26 protein-coding genes are annotated in these 21304 nt (G+C 38.2%); 15 read left to right on the top strand and 11 right to left on the bottom strand.

The window, feature by feature from the left end:
- Positions 1-30: 30 nt before the first annotated feature.
- The 6 genes from AC5JPT_RS02660 to AC5JPT_RS02635 form a co-directional block, all read right to left on the bottom strand.
- A complete protein-coding gene (locus tag AC5JPT_RS02660; RefSeq protein ID WP_493857006.1) occupies positions 31-432 on the bottom strand; it encodes a hypothetical protein in 402 nt (133 codons plus the stop codon).
- Positions 429-1976, bottom strand: coding sequence for a YdaU family protein (locus AC5JPT_RS02655; RefSeq protein ID WP_493857005.1), 1548 nt, complete (start codon positions 1974-1976; stop codon positions 429-431). The genes AC5JPT_RS02660 and AC5JPT_RS02655 overlap by 4 nt, the downstream gene beginning before the upstream one ends.
- Positions 1976-2704, bottom strand: a complete 729-nt coding sequence (locus tag AC5JPT_RS02650) for an antA/AntB antirepressor family protein (protein ID WP_493857004.1) — start codon at positions 2702-2704, stop codon at positions 1976-1978. The genes AC5JPT_RS02655 and AC5JPT_RS02650 overlap by 1 nt, the downstream gene beginning before the upstream one ends.
- A gap of 72 nt (positions 2705-2776) precedes the next feature.
- Positions 2777-3013 (bottom strand): hypothetical protein, encoded by a 237-nt coding sequence (locus tag AC5JPT_RS02645; RefSeq protein WP_493857003.1) that lies wholly within the window; start codon positions 3011-3013, stop codon positions 2777-2779.
- Positions 3010-3507, bottom strand: coding sequence for a phage regulatory CII family protein (locus AC5JPT_RS02640; protein ID WP_493857002.1), 498 nt, complete (start codon positions 3505-3507; stop codon positions 3010-3012). The genes AC5JPT_RS02645 and AC5JPT_RS02640 overlap by 4 nt, the downstream gene beginning before the upstream one ends.
- Positions 3508-3572: 65 nt before the next feature.
- Positions 3573-3815 (bottom strand): helix-turn-helix domain-containing protein, encoded by a 243-nt coding sequence (locus AC5JPT_RS02635; RefSeq protein WP_493857001.1) that lies wholly within the window; start codon positions 3813-3815, stop codon positions 3573-3575.
- Positions 3816-3968: 153 nt separating this feature from the next.
- On the opposite strand from AC5JPT_RS02635, the gene AC5JPT_RS02630 reads away from it, so the two are divergent.
- The 7 genes from AC5JPT_RS02630 to AC5JPT_RS02600 all read left to right on the top strand — a co-directional run bounded on the left by AC5JPT_RS02630 (position 3969) and on the right by AC5JPT_RS02600 (position 8964).
- On the top strand, positions 3969-4649 hold the full coding sequence (locus tag AC5JPT_RS02630; protein ID WP_493857000.1) for a S24 family peptidase: 681 nt from the start codon (positions 3969-3971) through the stop codon (positions 4647-4649).
- A gap of 122 nt (positions 4650-4771) precedes the next feature.
- Positions 4772-5290 (top strand): hypothetical protein, encoded by a 519-nt coding sequence (locus tag AC5JPT_RS02625; protein ID WP_493856999.1) that lies wholly within the window; start codon positions 4772-4774, stop codon positions 5288-5290.
- 27 nt (positions 5291-5317) lie between these two features.
- Complete coding sequence (locus tag AC5JPT_RS02620) at positions 5318-5611, top strand: excalibur calcium-binding domain-containing protein (RefSeq protein WP_493856998.1); 294 nt, start codon at positions 5318-5320, stop codon at positions 5609-5611.
- A gap of 81 nt (positions 5612-5692) precedes the next feature.
- On the top strand, positions 5693-5968 hold the full coding sequence (locus AC5JPT_RS02615; RefSeq protein ID WP_493856997.1) for a hypothetical protein: 276 nt from the start codon (positions 5693-5695) through the stop codon (positions 5966-5968).
- Positions 5969-6186: 218 nt separating this feature from the next.
- Positions 6187-7038 carry a DNA-methyltransferase gene (locus tag AC5JPT_RS02610; protein WP_493856996.1) on the top strand — a complete coding sequence of 284 codons (852 nt, stop codon included), beginning with the start codon at positions 6187-6189 and terminating at the stop codon, positions 7036-7038.
- Positions 7039-7051: 13 nt separating this feature from the next.
- The gene (locus AC5JPT_RS02605; protein ID WP_493856995.1) at positions 7052-8077 is read left to right on the top strand and encodes a DGQHR domain-containing protein; all 1026 of its coding nucleotides are present in this window, start codon (positions 7052-7054) and stop codon (positions 8075-8077) included.
- 2 nt (positions 8078-8079) lie between these two features.
- Positions 8080-8964, top strand: coding sequence for a hypothetical protein (locus AC5JPT_RS02600; RefSeq protein ID WP_493856994.1), 885 nt, complete (start codon positions 8080-8082; stop codon positions 8962-8964).
- A 378-nt stretch (positions 8965-9342) separates the two neighbouring features.
- Here AC5JPT_RS02600 and AC5JPT_RS02595 read toward each other — a convergent pair whose 3' ends face one another.
- Positions 9343-9429, bottom strand: coding sequence for a YdcA family protein (locus AC5JPT_RS02595; protein WP_493858418.1), 87 nt, complete (start codon positions 9427-9429; stop codon positions 9343-9345).
- 426 nt (positions 9430-9855) lie between these two features.
- On the opposite strand from AC5JPT_RS02595, the gene AC5JPT_RS02590 reads away from it, so the two are divergent.
- The 8 genes from AC5JPT_RS02590 (at position 9856) to AC5JPT_RS02555 (ending at position 16175) form a co-directional block, all read left to right on the top strand.
- A complete protein-coding gene (locus tag AC5JPT_RS02590; protein WP_493856993.1) occupies positions 9856-10134 on the top strand; it encodes a hypothetical protein in 279 nt (92 codons plus the stop codon).
- Positions 10131-10799, top strand: coding sequence for a hypothetical protein (locus tag AC5JPT_RS02585; RefSeq protein WP_493856992.1), 669 nt, complete (start codon positions 10131-10133; stop codon positions 10797-10799). Before AC5JPT_RS02590 ends, AC5JPT_RS02585 begins: the two co-directional genes overlap by 4 nt.
- Before the next feature lie 140 nt (positions 10800-10939).
- Entirely contained in the window at positions 10940-11353 is a 414-nt protein-coding gene (locus tag AC5JPT_RS02580) for a hypothetical protein (RefSeq protein ID WP_493856991.1), read from the top strand.
- Between the two features lie 104 nt (positions 11354-11457).
- Positions 11458-11649, top strand: a complete 192-nt coding sequence (locus AC5JPT_RS02575; RefSeq protein WP_394213772.1) for a hypothetical protein — start codon at positions 11458-11460, stop codon at positions 11647-11649.
- A 327-nt stretch (positions 11650-11976) separates the two neighbouring features.
- Positions 11977-13443 (top strand): tyrosine-type recombinase/integrase, encoded by a 1467-nt coding sequence (locus tag AC5JPT_RS02570; RefSeq protein ID WP_493856990.1) that lies wholly within the window; start codon positions 11977-11979, stop codon positions 13441-13443.
- A gap of 113 nt (positions 13444-13556) precedes the next feature.
- Complete coding sequence (locus AC5JPT_RS02565) at positions 13557-14366, top strand: hypothetical protein (RefSeq protein WP_493856989.1); 810 nt, start codon at positions 13557-13559, stop codon at positions 14364-14366.
- Between the two features lie 106 nt (positions 14367-14472).
- On the top strand, positions 14473-14760 hold the full coding sequence (locus AC5JPT_RS02560) for a helix-turn-helix transcriptional regulator (protein WP_493856988.1): 288 nt from the start codon (positions 14473-14475) through the stop codon (positions 14758-14760).
- Positions 14757-16175 (top strand): DUF3631 domain-containing protein, encoded by a 1419-nt coding sequence (locus tag AC5JPT_RS02555; RefSeq protein ID WP_493856987.1) that lies wholly within the window; start codon positions 14757-14759, stop codon positions 16173-16175. The genes AC5JPT_RS02560 and AC5JPT_RS02555 overlap by 4 nt, the downstream gene beginning before the upstream one ends.
- A 209-nt stretch (positions 16176-16384) precedes the next feature.
- Here AC5JPT_RS02555 and AC5JPT_RS02550 read toward each other — a convergent pair whose 3' ends face one another.
- Genes AC5JPT_RS02550 through AC5JPT_RS02535 form a run of 4 tightly spaced genes read right to left on the bottom strand, consistent with a single transcriptional unit; the run spans position 16385 to position 21277 of the window.
- Entirely contained in the window at positions 16385-16873 is a 489-nt protein-coding gene (locus AC5JPT_RS02550; RefSeq protein WP_493856986.1) for a DNA phosphorothioation-associated protein 4, read from the bottom strand.
- Positions 16870-18903: an AAA family ATPase gene (locus AC5JPT_RS02545; RefSeq protein WP_493856985.1), complete on the bottom strand. Its 2034-nt coding sequence runs from the start codon at positions 18901-18903 to the stop codon at positions 16870-16872. The genes AC5JPT_RS02550 and AC5JPT_RS02545 overlap by 4 nt, the downstream gene beginning before the upstream one ends.
- Positions 18904-19122, bottom strand: a complete 219-nt coding sequence (locus tag AC5JPT_RS02540; protein WP_165598257.1) for a hypothetical protein — start codon at positions 19120-19122, stop codon at positions 18904-18906.
- Complete coding sequence (locus AC5JPT_RS02535; protein WP_493856984.1) at positions 19115-21277, bottom strand: DEAD/DEAH box helicase family protein; 2163 nt, start codon at positions 21275-21277, stop codon at positions 19115-19117. The genes AC5JPT_RS02540 and AC5JPT_RS02535 overlap by 8 nt, the downstream gene beginning before the upstream one ends.
- Positions 21278-21304 lie beyond the last annotated feature (27 nt).

Raw genomic sequence — 21304 nt, 5'->3', positions numbered from 1 at the left:
AATTGGTTTGTCGTTAGTTTTTATGCCCTTTCATTCTTCTATTACCGCCCAGCCAGCCTCATCACTAACAAACGCAGCAAAGTCACTGGCATTCATTTCATAAAAGTTGGTCAGCTCAACCCTATCTGCAAGAATCCATGCTTTATTAGCCACACGTATGATGTCTTCAAAAGTTAGCGGCTCTGGCTGCTCAAACAACAACGTGTCGTTAATTACTGTTGGCCATAAGTGTTCTGGCAATGTTGCGCGTGGCAAGCTTACTTTTACAAAAGCAACAAAATAGAGGTCTGGATGATTCTTTTTATATTCAATATCAGCCAGCTCTTTCTCTGTCTTTTGCTTGTCTAGCCAGCGCTCAAACTTCCAAGCGCCGCGCCCTACTTCTATTTTTTCTGCCTGGTTCATAGATAGCTTGTGGTCCGATGTGCTCATACTGCCTCTTTCATATCTTCCAACAACCTGTCATAAGCTGTTACTCGAGCTTCACCAGGTTGAACATATCTGTCTACATAAGCCTCAGTCTCAAGATTGGTCATACCAGGCAAAGGCATACGCTTACATCCATTTAAAAATAGTGGCATGTCGTCATTGGCCTTAGCAGTCTCATGGCTTGGATGGTAAATAGGAGGCAAATCACTATCAAAGTCTGAAGCGTTTTTGGCAGTGGTACCGGTCCAGTCTTCGTTATCTGTGGTAAAGCGGCCTTTGGCCTTTTCCTGACGTGCTTGAGTTGTCGACTGTTTATTGATTTCATCCATTAACCATTTGCGCAATTTGGCTTTACGATTTGATTCAGTGACTAGCGGTTTACCCTTGATTGCCTGCTCGGCATGATGGGCTTTAAAGTCGTCGATGTGCATCGTGTATTCTGTACCTGTGAAGCTCATTTGCTTACCGGCCATCAATAGCATGTCTTGCATTTCTTTGTAGCTGGGCGCTTGCCAGTTCTCAATGTCACCCGAATGCTGACTACGTATCTGTTCAGCTTGGACTGGTGCCTGAGCATTTAGACGCTTTTGCTCTGCCAGTCTGATGTCTTCTTCTGTTTGCTGAGTCAGCTCAAAACTGTCCTCAAAAGAATCACCAACAGTCACTGGGCTTGTGTGTGTGCCCTCACTCACTTGGTTATTGGTTGATGGTTTATGGTTAGTGGTTTCTGGTTCTTGGTTATGTAATGAATTTTGCGCGTTCGCTCTGTTCGTGATTTCGTTCGCTCGTTCGCTTTGCTGTTCGCCCATTCGTTCGTCATTACTTATATTGGCGTTCGCTTTCGCGTTCGTCCTTTCGTCTTCTTGCATGTCTGTTAATGCGTCACTGTTAAAATGTTTACCGTATAAAGCTCTAAGCGTTGATATAGCTGTCTTTAGCGTGACAGACTCGCCAGCAGTTTTAAGCTTTTCAACCATATATTTGCGTTCGCGTTTGCTTCGCTCACGTGCACTTAGCTGTTCGCTTTCGCGTTCGTCCTGATGTTCGTCATCGTTCGTGATAGCGTTCGCTTTTGCGTTCGTCCGTTCGTGATGGCGTTCGCCCTCGTTCGCTTTGGCGTTCGCTCTGTTCGTGATTCGTGTGTGTTCGTCATGGCCAAACTTTTCAATATAAGCAACGCGAATATTAGGTACGCCCGCATTGGCGGCAACAGTCTCGCCAGCATCTGACAACCGCTTGATCATTTCTTTGGTCGCACCTGATATGGCTTGATAGTGATAGCTGCTAATTATTTTGTCCCATTCTGGACGCTTATATAACTTGCCAGCCTTCTTGAACTTATCTTTGAGGACAAAAGTTAGCGCTGCTTTTTCTTCGTCATTGGTGGCACGTACACGACGCTGCAGCAGTGCCATGTCGCCACCATCAATGGGCTGTTCCTGCAATAGATACAGTGATCGCAAGTCAAAATAGATACTGCGCTCAGTGCGCGTCATGTGTAGCGTGCTGCTATCCCAGTCGCTAAAGTTGTGTGCGATATAGTGCATTACACTGCCTCCTTTCCGCTTACCAGCTTCATTTGCTCTGATATCAAGTCGATGATGTAAATCTGGCCTGCTTGGGTGATCAGATTACGATCGCGGCCTTGATTCGTAAGTTTCATCTGTCCATAGCTTTTCTGAAGAAACCAGTGGTTAAATACTTTCTTTGGCAAACGTCGCTTGTCATACACACCAAGCTCAATCAGTTTTACATTCAGTGCTTGAGCCGACATGTTTAGTTTTTTGGCCACATCAGATATCGTGACAAGGACACTGCTTGCGGCAACGGTGTCATGAAAATCAATTTTTGGCTGGCTGATCTGTAGTTGATGCTCTAATGCTGTTTTCTCTTTTACAGCTTGCAAGTGGGCTTCCAATGCTTCGATATAGTTCTGAGGCAATGCGACTGCCGGCTGCTGTATGATTGAGGGTGACATGCGGCGCTCACACTCTAAAAAGTAGTTTCTAACTCGCTCGCCCATTTCAGTCTTAACCTGCATGGCCAGCTTTTTTGCAAATTCGATAGAAAGTAGATAATTTTGCGTTTTATTGCCGTTCACCCATTGGGTGAACCCTTGGTAATCGGTCCCTTTGATGGCAAACGTATTACTATCTATATTGCGTGCATGCCATTTGGCCCAATGAGCTGTATTGAGCCCCAATGACCGATAAAGCTCTTTGGCATCTACGACATGCTTCAGCTCTTTGTGTTGTTGTAGCTTTGGTAGCTTCATGGCATAATCTCCTTTGTATTGAGTTTTATGTAAGACGCAAAACCCCGATCAGGTGCAACTGATTGGGGTTTTTTATTGCCCGAGTCTGAAGATAATGATCAAGAGGATGCAAGCAACAAAGCCTGAAAGAAATGTGGCGTAAACGAACGCATCGGCAATCTTTTTGGCTTGGCTTTCTTTTTGATTTATCAGCGTCATTTGGTCACGATGTTTCTGTTCGTTTTCTCGCTTTTGTTGCAATGCTTCGATATATGCCTGCATCCATAAAAAGTCTTTGTCTTCGAAACTCATCTGAGAAAGAGGTTTCATTGGTTAACATCCTTTACTTTTTCAGCTCCCCAGCGTGCAACGATGTGCGGGTTGTCGCTGGCGTGCTTTTCGTCAACGTGCTGACCAAGGGCTTGCAGCTCAGACAATGCTGTTTGAATCTTTGCCTTTAGTGCGACGCGTTGATCACAGCTGATCTGGCCGTCTTCAAGTGCTTGGTGCAGCTCAGTCATAACATCGCCTTGGCAGGCAGACGCGGACAGTGCAGTCATGATGAGATCATCTTTTTTAGTAGCGCTACTAACTTCGCAGTACACGCCACCTAGACGATGGGCCATGGCTTGTATGATGCTGTGATCACCAGTGAACTCCATAATAGCGAGTGCTTCATCTAGTCTCAGATGGTGAGTATCGCAATTAGGATTAACTTTGCTGTTCAGTACATTGCTAGACATACCCATGCGTGCGGCAATTGCGGTTGATCCGCCATGCTGAGTGTTGTGCACTGTCTTGTGTGCTGCGTCTATTGCGTCCATCGTGTTGCACCTGTCTATAAAAACGTTTTGTTGAGCCCTATATTTTTGTATCTTTTGCTATGGGGCTAGGCTGGTTCTGGTTGAGCATGGGTTAATTTCTCTAGATCAAAATCTACCCAGTCTTGGTTTTCAATAACTACGAACAGATGAAGTTTTTTAATCGCTTCAACGTCGCTCCATCTTGGGTTTTTAGTTTTACCGGTAGCAAGGCGAGACACTTTTGATTGATATATTTTTGCCTTATCAGCAATCAATTCTTGCGTCATACCTGCTTCGATAAGTTCAGATATTTGATGTGAAGCTTGCATTAGAGACTTACTCCTTTAATAGGCTCTTACCTGCATTATAATGCAAATATGCATAATATCAACCCACTTATGGATAGACTATTACATAAATATGCGTTTTTGCATAGAATATATTTAATTAGCAGTTGCTAAATTTGAGTGGGAGGGCTTCAGGTGTCTTTAATAGCAAAGAATATTCAATATTTATTAGATAAAAATAATATCAATGCTTATCAGTTGCAGGAAAAATCAAATATTGCTCAATCAACAACATTCAGGATTATCAATGGTGATACTAAAAGTCCAAGCAGCACTACGGTACTAAAGTACGCCAAGTATTTTGATATTGATGAAGCAGATCTAAGATTTAAAGATTTATCAGACAATATTAAAAAGTTACAAGGCGATGGTGATAATTTCAAAGTAATAAAGAAAGAAACGGTGAGGTATGTTCCTCTACTGAATTTCGTTCAAGCTGGTGAATTTTGTGAATACCATGACGATGCAATTTCAGATGAATTTCGACCAATTTTTGGTGAGGGGTACGGCAAAAATGTATATTGGATAGTTTTAGAAGGTGACAGCATGGAGCCTGACTTCAAATCTGGTGAGCTAGTACTGATTGATCCAGACATTCAGCCAAACCCTGCCGACTATGTTATTGCTTTACGTAAAGGTGAGAAGGCAGTAACTTTCAAAAAGTGGCGTCCTCGTGGTTTTGATGAAAAAACTGGTGAGGAGTATTCACAGCTGATACCTTCTAATGAGAATTATCCAATTATAGATAGTCGCTTTGTACCTTTTACTATTTGCGGCGTCGCAGTGGAACGTAAGCAGATACTGAGATCAGTATGAAACCCTATGAGTACTACTGGGTATGCCATTTCTTAAAGCTGGCCAAGTCAGTCGACACCCTGCCATTTGGATGGTGCGTATATCGTGAAGCAATAGACTTTGAATAACACAAGGATGTGATTGTGAATAAAGTTTTGTTAGCAGTCTTATTGGCTTTACCAGTGGTATCTAGCGCCGTTGAATGGATAGACTTAGGTAAGTCTGTCGATAAACAAATGCAAACATTCTTAGATTATGACTCAGTTAAGAGACAGAATATTAAGGTGTATGGAGACAGTAGCTTTAGTAGCACTAAAGATAAACCTAAGTATATTTCTGCCATTTTTCAATATACGTATATAAATAACAATCCAGTTCGTAAAAAGGGATTGTATTATTCAAAGCAGCAATGGTTTATTTCATGTGACGATCAAACATATTATGTCAACGCGCTTGTAGATTATGGCTTTAAAGATGAGGTTATTAACAGTCAACAATTCAAAAAAACAATGTTGTCTGAGTCAGATTTTTCTTATGCTTTCCCTGAAACTGTTGGTGGCTATAATATTGAAAACGCTTGTGCCTCTATAGCTATCAAGGAGGTTGAACTTCTTGATAGCTACGAAGAATTTATGGAGTCACTAATTTTGAATAGTAATTAAAATAATTTCTAGAAAAAGACTTCGCCTATGAAAAAATTAATACTAGCAGCAGCATTCTCTATGCTCGCTTTATTGTCCAATGCCGGTGTTACTACGATAGACAACCCATTTCAAGGCAATATGGTTTTAAAGGAACCTGTCAAAGTAGATCACCCACTGTTTGCCAAAGGTACTGGTGGAGCACAATGCAAAGGATTGCCTAGTACCTGTGGCCAAATGGCGAACTGTGAGCAAGCTAAACAGGCATTAAAGTGTGGTAATAAACGACTAGATCGCGACAAGGACGGTGTACCATGCGAATCAATATGTCCAGGTGGTTAATTAGCATCACGGCCTTATCTCTAGCCGCATGCTCTCCTGCTCAAGACCGATAGTCATAAGTTTATTTCTGGCGATATTGCGGTGCACGAGGTTTTCTGGGCCGTTGATCATAATACACCCTACCCGTTTACGACATCAGGTGAAATCTCTTGTGTCTATTATCCAGAATTTGGGACTGAGGTATATTTTGAACCTGCAGGCTATAGTAAAGACTCATCTATTGGTACGCCGCTTAATAAGGCCGCTGCTAAATCTCTGGAGAAAGATGGCTTGATTCCAAACGTGCCTTATAGCATTAAGAATGGGGCTGACTTGAGTGAGGCTGTAGCGGTGGGGCTGAAGTTGTGTGATAAATAGGCGTTTTTATATTTTTTATAATAATCAATTGCTTACTGAAAAATCATCGTCTATAAAACCCTTTCATAAAGCAAGAATTTTATTTTTTCTCTTCAAAATCATGAACAATTAAAGGATGATTTGTTAGTAAGAGAAGATAAATACCAAATCCTTATGGATCCTTGAAGGCCTTGAATGATATAATTATCCAGATTTACACTGAAACTAAGATTTATGCTATGAGCTATATTATCCATAATGACAACTGTATAGATATTTTCTCTACTATAGAGGATGAGAGTTTAGATTTAACGATAACTTCCCCACCATACTGCATTGGTAAAGCATATGACATTCATACTACGATCGAGGGATTTCTAGAGATAAATGAGCCTGTTATAGAAGAAGTTTATAGAAAAACTAAGCCTGGTGGTTCTATATGTTGGCAAGTTGGGCACCATGTCAAGGACGGTGAGATAATTCCTTTAGATTTTATTATTTATGATTGTTTTAGAAGGCTTTGTCCAGATGCCAAACTTAGAAACAGAATAATATGGCATTTTGAACATGGAGCAAACTGCCGCAACAGGTTTAGTGGACGTCATGAAACTATCTTATGGTTCACAAAAGGTAAAGACTATTATTTTGATCTTGATCCAGTAAGAGTAAAGCAAAAATATCCAGGCAAAAAGTATTATAAAGGTTCTAAGAAAGGACAGTATAGTTGTAACCCTTTAGGAAAGAATCCAGGGGATGTATGGATTATACCAAACGTTAAAGCCAATCATGTAGAAAAGACAGAGCATCCTTGTCAGTTCCCTATTTCAATAGCTCAAAGATTAATACTATCGATGTCTCCTGAAAATGGTACTGTCCTAGATCCTTTTATGGGCTCTGGATCTACAGGAGCGGCTGCTATAATCGAAAATAGAAACTTTATAGGTATTGAGCTAGACCAAGATTATTTTAATATAGCTAAGTCTAGATTAGAACTAGCTGAAAATGAAGAACTACCTTACAGAGAAATTGATAAACCTATCTACGATCCTAAGAATGCTGGAGCAGTTGGTAAAGACCCTATCATAGATTAAAAGGAAAGGAATAATGTCCATTAAATTTAAAGCAATAAAGTTTGATCAAGGAGATAAGTCTTTATATGTTTTTACTGCAAGAGCCAAAGAAATATGGGGTTTTTCCAGTATTAACCAAAAAGAAGATGATAAAATTGGAGGATACCAAAGGGCTTTATCCGAGTCGAGAGCTGAAGATATTAAAAAATACATTGAAGGAAAAAATACTATTGCTCCGGCTATTATTTTGTCTTTCGATGAGGATAAAGCATGTTTTAACGAAGAAACTCATGAGATCGAGATTAATAGCTCTGAAGATTCAGCATGGGTTATTGATGGTCAACATCGCTTACGAGGTGCGTCTTTAGCAGATAGTGACGACTTTCACGTTGATTTGCCCGTTGTAGCTTATATTGGCCTTGATATTAAAGATCAAATAAGACAATTTGTCACAATTAATAGAGAGGCCAAAGGAGTACCAACTTCCCTATACTACGATTTGCTAAGTTCCCTTCCCCCTAAAAGCAAACCTGGAGATCAAGCCAAAGAAGTAGCTGCAGATATTGCTAACACTCTTAGAAAAGATCCTGATTCTATATTTTTTGAAAAAATAGTAGTAGTAACTTCTCCAAAAAAAGGTCAAATGTCGTTAAACAATTTTGTTAGAAAGGTACACCCTTTGATCTATGAAGGTAAAGGGTCCTTATCAATGTACTCTCAGAAAGAAGTAGCATCAATTTTAGAGAATTACTTTAGAGCTTTGAAATCAGTATTTCCCGATGAATTTTCTTTATTAAAGGAACGTTTTTTTGGGACATTAGGGTTTGGCGCAGTTATAAATGCATTACCAACTATCTTTCTTGTTACACTCAAGGAAAAGTCGGGATTTAGATTTAAAGACATAAGAGCTATGCTCGAAAAATCTGAGGAATTTAACTTCTCGGATTGGGACAGCATAGGGACTGGATCAGCTGCTGAGAAACAGGCTGGACGTGATTTTCAAACTCATTTTAAAAACTCAATAGATGATGAAGGTCCATCTCAAACTATTAGGCTTTAGTAATGAAATTAGAGGCAGGTATAAATAGAACTGTAAATGTTGAATGGGCGAGCATAAAAAATCTGCTAAGGCAAAGTTTCAGCGACTACACAGATGTAGGCGCTTGTCCTTCCATGTCTTTATCTGATCTAATGGTTTCCTATAAAAATTCTTTTGAAAACTCTAATACTGAGATTGTTACAACTAATTTACCTGGCTGTAGAAACTTAATGATTAGGGAATCCATTTATCTTGCACATAAAGCGGGGGCCTTATTAAGAAGCTATAGCCAAGATGTTGACAATGACAATCAAACATATGCTGAGATATCAGCATATACAGCCTCTTTTTTTCTTGCTAGAAGTATTAGCATTATTTTAGGCTGCTACATGCCTACCGAAGACATCAACTCAACATATTGGTTATTAGATAATAGAGAAAGTAGAAATTCAACTACTGCCAAGTTAGTTAAAGTAGGAAAAAGTCGTCCTGGACATGCTCATGTCTGGAACCTATTAAAGGTTTTGATTTCAAGAACTAGAAGTACACCTTTTGATCGCGAATTTGTTACCTTCATAACTGACTTAGCAACTCCAGATTTTTCTAAAGTAAGACATGTACTTCAATATAATAACTGTGCTTGGATTTATGAAGATTTACATCTTTTCCAAGCAGCTGATAAAGAGTGGATAGTACCTTTTAGCTCAAACATCTATACAAATGCAGATCCAGACGATGACAATAGTCATTTTTCAGTCATTCTTTCATTAATGCTACTAAGAAACTACGATTTAATTTTAAAAGATTTGAGTCAAGGTATTAGTACGCTCGAAAAAGAAAGAAAATTTATGCTCGAAAATTTGGAATATGCAGACAATGTTTTATTAACTCAGTCTTGGCTAATATGATTTTTGTTATGCATAAATAAATACTACCTCATCATTCCATCTTACTACCTAACCCGCCATTGAGCGGGTTGTTTTCTACTTCAATACAACTCTCTTCCGATCCAATTTGGTAAATACCCTGTCCAATAATCCGATATCCAAGTCGCTAGCCATACTATGGCTGCAGAAGCCAACGCGCCCAATGAAAGATACATAAAACCATTCGATAGGTAATTAATCATGACTATAAAAGAACTGCCCTCAATAGCTGATAGCAGATTATTATTAATAAAAGTAAACGCGAGCGAAAGCAACATCAAAGGTACTGCATAAATAGCACCACGAATGCCATATAACATGACCCAGCATAATTTTTCTAGCATGATATTTAAGCTCCTCTTAGCTACTACAAACTTTCTTAGACTGGCTAATCTTGCCATTCTTACAAACAAACTTACCATCTTTGCAATGCGATACACCACCCATGCTCTTAGAACAAGGATAGTTTTGAGCATTCGCCTGCATTACTGGCGCCATCATTAATATAGATACGAAAAACGCTGATAATAGCTTCATAACAATAGCCCTAATAGGTAAATGACATAAGTTTAGAATGTATCACTGACCTATTTTATTATCAACGATTATCTTACTTATGTTCATTTCTATAGAGAATTAATTCAATTATGATTCTGTAGCCCGCCTTGAGCGGGTTTTTTTATAACTATTTAAATTATAGTATTCATATTTGCATAATTTATACTATCCACTATTGCAATAAACTATGCATTAATGCATAATTAATTTATCAGCTAATCACAAGTTAGCGGTAGTACCAAATTTTAAACAATAAAAAGCCCCTTCTCGACTGGACATCTAAAGGGGCTTTACTCAACAAGGAGTGAAAGGATTATGGCACAACATCTCGCACTACTCAACCAAATAAAGTCAGGCTGTGCGCATATCGCTGCAGGACTGGCAACAGGTATGTCACTTGTAGTGGTCGGTAACATCACTGGCTGTAATAGCTATCTGCTCAGCCAAGCCGAGCAAGACGTAGCGACATCAACACTTGAGCCGCGCATGAGCTCAATCGATAGCCCTGAGCTAATAGAGTTCAGAAAGCAGAACGCTTACGCCAATCAAAAACTCGCTGAAATGCGCTTATACGCTGCTGGAGGCAACCAATGAACTTACACATCAAACTAAACCTAAACTCAGTGCGAAAATATCCTGATGGTACCTTTGGCGCTCAGGTGATCACATCAGATTCAGATGACAACCAAGCGTTCTATGCCTGCAAAGTTAAACGCATTGCTCCATTTGAGATAGAGCTTGATCGCAGCAATGTTCATGAGTTTATCGCTGGCGGCTGGCAGACTGCTACCGTTAACGATGCATTGGCCAAAAAGCTGACAGGTGCTATGCGTAGCTTTGTATCATCATATGCTCACCTATTCACTAAAGATGTTTCTGAAGGCAGAGACGGTAAACAGTTCGCAATGTGGGCTGATGCAGTTATTGCTATCGCTGACAGTGGTGGCAAACACAAATTGAAAGTAGACGACAAAATCTTTGAATCCAAAGATGCTATCTCTCTTTTAGGTAACGGTCAGAGTGTCGTTGAATATCGCTTAATTGGAGACCCACTACGTATCCTGAGTCTTAATTTAGCTGACGAACCATACATAGCCAAGCGTCTACAAAAACAGTTTGATGTTGCTAAGAAAAAATACATGGCTAGCAGAAACAGTAGACCAATCGGCGGTATATCCTGGGCAGCAAACCAAAATGATCGTAAGGAGTTTGGCAAATCTCGGTATAACCACCGCGAACTTCAACGTGATAGAGCTTAGAGAGTTTATAGACAGCTATCTCAATCTCTTTCATCGAAGGTACCTCTCTGCTTTCAATGTAAAGCAAAAACAATCCAATAGCTGATGATACAAACCGCTTAGTAGCGATAAAGACTGAAAATAGGTATTAGGAGTTAATCATGAATCATAGTAGAAAAAAATTAATAGATGAAACTTACACCGCGAATGTGCGCTGTGAAAAAATGATACCTATTTATATGTGCTTAGCCGACACGCTTAGCGAAGACTTAACAGACGCCATATTTGGTTGCAATGACGTTTGTAGTTTACTTCAACTACCTAATGATATAGAAGGTGATGACTGTATTGCTGAAGAGCTGCAGCGTAACGGTAAAGTTGGTTACCTCGCCCAATTTGCCACCCCTACCCCTCATAACTTTTCATCGGATGGTAGTGTTTGCTTTAGCGATTGGGGATGGTGTCAAACTAAATGGTTCTATACTGACGATATTGGGAATCTTGAGAGCGCAGCGATTAGTTGGGCCCACACACACTTTGAAGAATGCAAGGCTAGAGCGACCAGTTACGAATAAAGAATAGCTAATTGTTATACCGCATGACTTGAAGAAGCGACATATAAGCCTTTCTTCAGTTGGGGTAATTGATTGTAAGAGTATTGAAGACAAAGGAGATTGAAATGATAGGTAGGTATTACACCACAGGCGACATCAAAGAAATATTTGGCTGGGAATCTAATACAACCATTCATCGCAAGCGTGATGCCGGCTTTTTACCGCCACCTGATCTTGAAGGACGGCCTAATAAATGGTTAAAGGTTAAGATCGATGCGCTAGTAAACGATACCAACAAAGACAAAAATGACGCCTAATTGCGTCATTTTTTGTTTATACAGTATAATACACAGTATCCATAAAAATATATTTTATTAAGATAAATTAAATCATATACTTATATTATTATTTCGAGTCTTGGTGGGCGCACCAATCATTGTATTTAGACATAACCTCGCATTACCTCAAGCCCTTTAAACACCTATCATACATAGTTTTTAGTCTTTATTAAACACTTGTCATTACCTACTAGCACCTCTACAATGTTGTTAAATGCGTTGTTAAATAATATACAACGTCATTTTTTGTTGTTAATTATGGAGCGAGGTTGTTGTTAAACCTCTCGACAACTTGAGGTATAAGCCATGACAAGAAAAAAAGACTACCGATTAACTGACGCTGGCGTGAAAGCAATTGCCAAACAGTCCACACCCACCAAAGTCACACGCCACGGTGATGGTAACAACCTATACCTTATACAACATCCAAATGGCTCATTGTTTTGGCAGATGACCTACCGCTATCAATCCGATAAAGACCTTAAACCTAAGCAAAAAACGTATCAAATAGGAATCTACAAGCCAGCCAAGCAAAGTATTGATTCTACATTCAAACCAGAAGTGTCACTGAAAGAAGCAAGGCTGGCACGTGATAAAGCTCAGGAACTACTCAGTGATGGTATTGATCCTACAGAACACAAAAATCATGAAAAGAATAACTTTGAGCAAAAAGACTTATTTATAGTAATTGCTAAAAGCTATATTAACGAAAGATCTAGCACTACACCTAAGAACGTTCAAAAACTACATAACTATCTAGATAAGCATATTGCACCGCATATAGGCGACTACCCTATTGTCTCTATAACGGCTCAAGACGTTATCAAAACTGGATTAGCAATCCAAACCTATTTTGAAGAGCGGGGGAAGTGGACAACTGATACTTCACACAAGTGTGTTGCCCTCATTAGCTCAGTTTTTGAGTATGCTATTAATACACTAGGGTACGATATCATCAACATCGCTTATGGTCGCAACAAAGCATTAAGACCTCATAAAGCTGAGCGTATGAAAGCGATTGAGCAGCACCAATTCCCAGAGCTACTACGCAATATTGACCAATACGGTGCAGATAATCCAAACGCGCATCAACAGACTATTGCTGGCATGCAACTGATGACGCTTTGCTTTGTTAGAACGAAAGAGCTAAGGTTTTTTGAATGGTCGGAGATTGATTATCATAAAAACGTGTGGCGTATACCCGCTCATAAGATGAAAATGCGTCAAGATCATATTATTCCATTATCACCACAAGCGATAGCAATTATCGAGCGTATGCGATCTTTGACAGAAAAAACGGGTTACGTATTTTATAACTTTGAGCGTAGTAAGCCTTATAGCGATGTCTGGTTTAATCAGGCATTAAAACGTATGGGCTATACAGGTGATCCCTACCCTAAAATGACTGGTCACGGATTCAGACAACTTGCAAGCACAGGACTATATGAGTTGCAATTTAGTCAAAATCTTATAGAAATACAATTAGCTCATCTTGAACAGTCCAGCGTTAAAAAGCGTTATGATTTATCAGCTCACTTAGCGGAACGGCAGATGATGATGAACCAATGGGCAAATCATCTAGATGACTTACGGGCTGGCAAGGCTGTTAGCTTCGATTTACTCACACCAGATGAAATCAAAAAACAAATGGATAGCCGTAATGAGCAAGCTACTGATATAGCTTTGCATGATAAAGATATTTTGATAAAGAGTTTACAAGCTCAGGGTGTGTCGCCTAATTTATTAGCGCAGATCGCCAGCCAGATAAAATAGATACGAGCATATTTTTTCTGATCAATAGAAAATGTAAGGCTAAAATTAATTATCAAAACAATAGCTGTTACTCACTTAAACACTTTACTTTTATTATATGAAGGTAGGAAACTATGTTTGACCCTCAAGCGATCAATAATAAAAACTATTATAAGGCTTTTACAGATAATTTAGATAGGCCTAGAACTATTGACATAGCTCATAACATGTTGTCCCATCGGAAATGTCACGAACTACAACAAAAAAATAATCTTTATTTTTTAGACATTGTTGAAGCAGCATCATATGCATACACAAGTGAAAAATTTAAGTTTGATTTAAATTACTTTCAAGATAATAAAGCTAGCTTTCAAAAAAACTATTCAAATATGAAACGTACAGAGAGCAGAGATGAATATGCACTAAATCGTTATATAGAAAGTCTTTTCATACAAATGGATAAAGACCTAGATATCGAAATTCATGAATATCATAACTTTCAAAATATATTAGCTCCCTATTCTGGAGCTGAATTAAAACGTCTTCAAATTATGATGTACGAAATAATTAGGATATATACCTACAAGTGGCTGTCAATTCTAGCATTCGATCTAGACGCGTTTGATGTGGCTTCAATATATCATGATTACGCAGTCATTCTATATGGCGGTGGTACTGTTCAGCTAAGTTATGAGAGTGGTGCCTATTATAAAGAACAGCTATCAATCAGTAATACTAGAGCAGCTAATATAGGAGCTAAAGAAAAAAAAGATTTCAGGATAAAAAAGAAATTAGAATACATAGCTATACATAGAAATAAAGGTTTCAAAAACATGAGAGCTACAGCAGAGTACATTAAACAATATGTCGATACAGATGAAAAACCAGCTTATGAGACAGTTTACAGATGGTTAAGAGAAGCCAACAAAGGTGATTTTTCATAATTTATAGTGTGCATGCACGCTTGTTTACAATAGGGTGAATCGCACTTAACATTACTCTACAGCACCAGCCACTACTGGCTATAACCACGCTGAGGAGTAAACTATAATGAAAACAAATGAACAATTTCTACGAATGTCAGACCTTGCTAACTGCCCCGAACGTAGAGCACGAACATATATTACCCAATCTGGGCACCAGCGTATAATTACTGCTAAAAAGGCTAGACGCGGTATCGTAGGGTTCTCGTCTAAACATATTTATAAGATGATCAGCGAGAATAGATTTCCAGCTCCTATCAAAATTGATGGAGCTAGTCTTTGGCGTCTATCTGATATAAACGAATGGATAGAAAGCCATTCTGCATCCTCTATTGATGAGGAGGCATTATCATGAGTAAACAAAATAAGGCTAGACCTCCTGAGACGGTTGATGAGCAATCAGCCGACTTAATAAAAGGGCCGGTCATCTGGCAGGATGACCAGCTCTCAAAAACCACTACAGATGACATTGACGAGCCATCATTAAATATTTTATCACAAAATGCGCCAAGAATTAGCTCAGTTGACGCGCAAACTATTATCAATGAAATGGCTAAATTGCCAGAGCTAGACTATCAGCTCATACGAGTTGATACAGCTAAATTTTTGAATATAACACTAAACGCATTCGATAAATTGGTCAAGAATGTGAGAGACGAGCTAGCTGAAAATACTCAAAGTTTAGTTGTTGATATTAAGCCATGCTCAGAACCTGTAACTGATATTGCTTTAATAGTTAGTCTAATATATCAGATACTAGAAGATCATATCGCTTGCACTGATGCAGTAAAAGTTGCTGCCACGCTATGGATATTAATGACTTGGTTCATACCAGCAGCTCAAATCTTACCTATTGCTTGGATTAATGCTCCAGAGAAACGTTGCGGTAAAACTACGCTTTTAGTATTAATGAGTCGTTTAAGCAAAAAATCGCTGTCAACATCTAATATTACAAGCCCAGCTCTATATCGTTGCATTGAAACTTATAAACCAACACTATTTATTGATGAAGCTGATACTTTTATTAGTGATGATAAGGAAATGCGAGGCATACTAAATGCAGGACATAGCCTCCAACTTTCAGCAGTTTTTCGCTGTGTTGGTGATGATAATAAACCCACTACATTTGATGTTTATTGTGCGAAAGCGATCTCAGGTATTGGTAAAATACATAGTACACTAATAGATCGCTCAATATCGCTCACGCTATGCCGTAAAATGAAAAAGGAGACAATGAAACGAGTACGTGATCTGCCTATAGATGTCACTAACAAAATCCAGTCACAACTTGCGAGGTGGTCTAATGATAATATGGATGCTGTCAAAGCAGCTAAACCAGTATTGCCACCTTATATCAATGATCGAGCACAAGACAACTGGGAAATTTTGCTAAAAATAGCTATGATGCTAGGTCATGATTGGTTAGAGAAGGCTCATAATGCTTGTATCGAAATCTCTGGTATTGAAAGCGATGAACCTAGTTTAAATGAGCAGCTATTAGCTGATATTCAAACCGTTTTCAATCTATGTGGAACAAATAGACTTTTAAGCAGAGATTTGCTTACAGGATTATGTAGAGATCCAGAGATGGTTTGGTCAACTCTAAATCATGGCAAGCCTATGACTTTACATCAAATTGCTAGAAGATTAAGTGAATTCAAAATTTCGTCTAAGGATATGAGAGCACTCGACCTACGGGGTAAGGAAGTGCGAGGCAAAGGGTATGACCTTGATGACTTTCAGGAGACTTTTTTACGTTATTTATCGTAGCATTTACTCTTATTTTGGATCCTCTACAAAGAACTGAAATCTGTTTGACACAGATCTCAGTTCCTTTCATTTTTCTCAGCCTATTATTTATACCTAATTTGAAAAAGCCACCTTATAAGCCATCAACCCCTTATCGATACCGCTCTTGAAGCTGACATGAAAGATCATCTCGGCTAACCAAAGCATGAAAAGATGGAAAATTCTCTCATTCAGAAATCCACATCTAAGTCATCATTACTAATACCTTGTTCCAACCCTTCTTGACTCTTCATATACTCCCAAATTTTAGCTTCTAGAGTTTCAACTCTACTGTTATCTGTGGGGTTGCTTCTAAACCAGTCTTGAACAATATCTAACCCGCCATTACAGTAATCTTCAAAGATTTTAATTGAGTCAGATAGGTTGGGATCCTTTAAGCAGGTGGCATTTTTATTTTCCATCAATGCTAATAAATATATAAAGCCATCGTCTTCAGTATTATAATATGTTCCTAACGTTATCGATATTTTATCACCTGATAAAGATAATCTCTTATTATAAGCATAACCAATCATTGCAGCGAAAATCATAAGATCCTTGTTGTAGGTAAAGATTGCTGTCTCTTTATCCTCAACCAGAGTATGAATTAAATTTTCATGTCTTCTTTCACGATTAACATTTAACCCTCGCCAATCGGTTTTATTATTCCGTCCCATCATACTTTCACCTCCTCAATAACTGTTCTATCGATGCCACAGTCATAACGTACGGTATCAACCTTATTCCCTTTGACAAATATAGGATTAAGCTCCTTGCTCCCTTGAGAAGATGCTACTTCTGCAACTAGATTATATTCTTTGCCTACTCTTTCTCTGATATTTTCTTCTACTGTACCCTCCCAATGACTAGAGGATAATAAGAAAACGACCTGCTCAACCGACTCAGGAATAGATTTAGCCATATTACCTTTATAAGTATTATCAAGAACACCAAAAGGAGCATCAATAACGAAAGGTGCTATAACCCCTGGAGTTAGGATTTCACCTTGAGCATTTTTTCTTGTAGCAGCCAGCTGAATTAAGCTAGATATAAAGGTCAGACTCAATAAAAGCTGTTGGCCATCACTCATTGCTACATTTCTATTTTGATTATCGATGAGACGAATATTAAATGTCTCTTTATCTATTTTAGCCTTAAAGTCCTGTCGAACGTATAAATCTAAAGTGTCATTAATTAGCTTTGAAAGTTCGTTAAAACTGCTTTCTTCTGCCTTTTGAAGTGTATTAATTAACAAAGACTCCACTTCATTAAGTATGTCTAGTGACTCTTGATAAATATCAATCCCTGTTGATTGAGCTTGCAATTGATTGATTTTACTTTGTGTCGCATCAATAGATCTTTTCAACCTGTCCGTTTCTACCTCTAACCGACCTTGAGTTCGATATTCAGTATCTTTATGCTGCTGGTGTGACTTCCTTTGGTTCTCTAAGCTAACAATCTCGTCAATATTAAACTCTGTCATTCTCAATGATATCTCTTCAAGCTCTCGCTTTGTATCCTCCAAATTATTATGAAGCTGAATTAAGTCGTTTTGATTGGCCAATAAATGACCTTTAGCACCTTCATTCTTCGTTTGAATTGACTTGAGTGTTTCACGTGCTCGAATTACTCTATTACCCTGATCAGGATCTGCAGCACTCTTCAACAACTTACTAATATTATTGTAAGCTTCGGAATTGCCATGAATAGGAGCGCCGCAAATACACGCATGTTCTTCAAGTATCTGTCTAACTAGATTCTCATTATATGGTGCTGGTATCGTTCCCTTAAACTCTTCTTCATTAATAAAGTCTAAAGCTTGAGATGCCAGTTTTTTCGCAAAGACATGCGCGCCGTACATTTTAATAAGTCTAACCTTTTCAGTCTCTTTACCCTTAATTCTTTGTGTGAGAACGCTTTTTTGCTTATCAAGTTTGGCGCGATTTTGATGGTTCTGTTTAACCACGGTGCTATTACTGTTTGCTAACTTCTCATCAATATCTAAAATTAGTTGCTCATACATTCCTATATTTTTATCACAAAGGCTCAAACGTGAGTCCTTAGCAATTTTTTCTTGCTCTAATTTTGATATTTCCTCACTAAGCTTAGCTAATTCCGAACCTTTATTTCTTGTAGCCACTTCTTTTCGATAATCTTTTTTGATATCACCAAGGTCATCAATTGCTTGCTGAGCTGTTTTAAACCCTAGTATATTCTGAATAGCCTCTTTAACTTCTCTGTTATGTCCTACTTTAGCTTTTGTAAAGCTACCTACCCCTTCTCCTTGGAAGAAGAAGTACTCAGACATCTCTTTCGGAAGTATCGAGTTTATGAACAACTCAGGATCATTAATTGGTTTGGCACCAGTCTCGAAGTCGTCCCTAGTCATTTTGAAGTAATTTTTACTTATATCGTTATAACCTCGCTCACAATAAAAATATTCGCCATCCTCCTCGAATTCGATAGCAACATAATAGGTGTTATCCCCGTCATCATGAGCATAGTTATTTAGTAAATTATCTTTCTGACTAAAGTTAAGAGTCGTTTCTTCGAAAAAGCACCATTTGATAGCATTCAGCAAAGCTGTTTTACCAACTCCATTTTCAGCATGGATTAGAGTGATATTTTTTTTTGTATCGGTAGAAAACTCTATTGATTGCTCACCATGGAACTGCCTGAAGTTTTTCATCTTTAAAGAAATTATCTTCACTTATGCCCCCAGATTACTTTTGAAATTACCAGATTTTCTAGCTTCTTCAATAAAGTCTTTTATGTTTTTTTTACGTTGCGCTGGCTTTTGATCAGAGTATAGATACTTTCTTTCCTCATTAAGTATCTTGCGGGTTAACTGTCTCAAAGGAGTCTCAAGTTCCTTTTCAACTAGCTTATTAGCTTCTTCAAACATTTCTCTTATATCATTATTAGACACGCAAAACCTCCAATTCCTGTAGATGTGACTCAATCTCTATTTTATTTGTTGCAAGTAATGAAAAATCTCTTACTCTTTCTAGCTCTGACTCATAAAGCTTCTTTCCAAAAATGGATTTGCTATATGGGCAAGGTAATACTACAAAATCATGTATTGTGGCTTTAGTCTTACCTGGAAACTTTCTCAAGACCCTTCCCCTACGCTGAACATACTGTCTGGGGTTTTTCGTACTTGCTAGAATATAAGCAGTACTACACGCAGGGACATCAATACCTTCATCAAGAACTTTCATTGCTATTAAGGCATCAACTCTTCGTTGCTTAAATAAATGTAATAACTCATCTCTTTCTCTTTTAGTTGTCTTACCTGTAAATTGAGCTGTTTTCCAATCGTTATCTCTCAAAGTTTTTGTAACTTGATCAATGATAATATTGTCCTCAGAGTCTTTACCTTCACCGACATAAAATAAAGTGAGTTTACGTTTTTCTTCAGATATATTGGAAGTTATATCTCTCAACTTGAACATCTTGTTTTCAGCACTTCCTAATAAACGACTTCTTTTTGAAGTGAGAGTAACCATTTTTTCACGATTATCTTTTGACAGGTTACCACCTGAATTAATCATTATTTTTCTAATGCTTTCAGATAGCTGGTCATACTCCTCTTGTTCAACCTCAGTTAAATGAACTGGAATAATGTGATAATCATAAGGGGTTAATACCTCATCTAGAATTGAGTCTTCAAGACTGTATTCATGAACTATGGCTTGGTAATAACTCAAGATATTATCCATTGCATCATTGCCGAATGGACTTTCTAACATATCGTCATCATCATTGAATGGTGTAGCAGATAGACCTAGTTTGAAAACTGCATCTGGCAATAGCGAACGAGTTTGGTTAGCACCATGTCTATGACACTCATCACCTATGAACATTAAACTATTCAAGTTAATATCTTTTATCGCTTTTTGAAAATGATCTGAACAGAGTGTTTTATTAACAACTAAAATACAAACGAACTCTGAGCTCCCAAATTCAACTAATTGCAAGTTTCTCGCCAAAGAACCTTCCCATTTAGACCTACTGTCAAAACACTGAATAGGTGTTATATTAAACAGCTTAAGCTCTTTCACCCATTGCTTTGCCAAATCTATGTAAGGAACACTAATCATTGCGATTAATGACTGACCTTGTTTTTGTTTTGCCTCAAACATCTTCGTTAAAGCGTATATTGACGTTATCGTCTTACCTGAGCCAGTTGCATGCTTAAGGATTCCTGTAAATTGATTAGCTCGCCAGCTGTTTAAAGCTTCTCGTTGATGTGGCCTTATATCAAACTTATGAGTACCTAAGTATTCAGGAACTTTAGGCAAGGCACTCTGGGATAAAGAAATACCATCTTCTAAATTATCATCAAGTTGCGATAAAAAATTTTCAAAATCCAGTCTATTATTTTTAGACTGTTTAATTTGACTGCTTATATAATCAGCTATACGCTCATATTGCTTTGAGACTACATCAAGAACAACTATATCTTCTCTATTACCCTCCCAAAGTTGTTCGAAAGACCGTATGTAGTTTTTACCGTAATCTTCGAAAACGGATTCCTGCCAACTCTTATATACACTTATGGATTCAGCATTAATATGTTCAAATAGAGCAGAAGGGGTCTCATTTGCAGACCCTTGAAAGACTACGCAATTATCTTCTTCATCATAAACAACCCCTATCTTTTCATGAAACATACCTTTTGGTCGAACAGCAAATTTAATTTCCAGCCTTTTCGAGGCGACTAGATAAGCTAAGACCTGCAACCTACCTGTATTAGCTTCCGTGCCATCCATCATTTCAATCAGCTTATTAATATAAAGCTCGGTCAACACCTGACGACTTTCCATCGTTTCATGTAATATAGCCTCATATTCGTCTTTCTCTAGTGGCTCGCCAATAATTAATCGCATGCGGCCATTATTTCTAACTAAACTACTTAGTCCTTTGAGATTACAAGACAAAATCTCTGACGAAAAAAAACCAACTGCTCTATCGTAGCGTATAGCAGACGATAGTAACGGTCGATAAAAGTCAGTGAATAAATTGTCTTCACCAGTACGATAAACAGGCTTTAAATTCAAATCTTGAAATAATGGACCCATGCTATACTCTTAATTCAAACCTATCAA

The organism is Psychrobacter sp. H26, from assembly GCF_059073035.1.
Note: the sequence above shows the minus strand (reverse complement) of the source record. Positions and strands in the feature narration are given on the sequence as shown.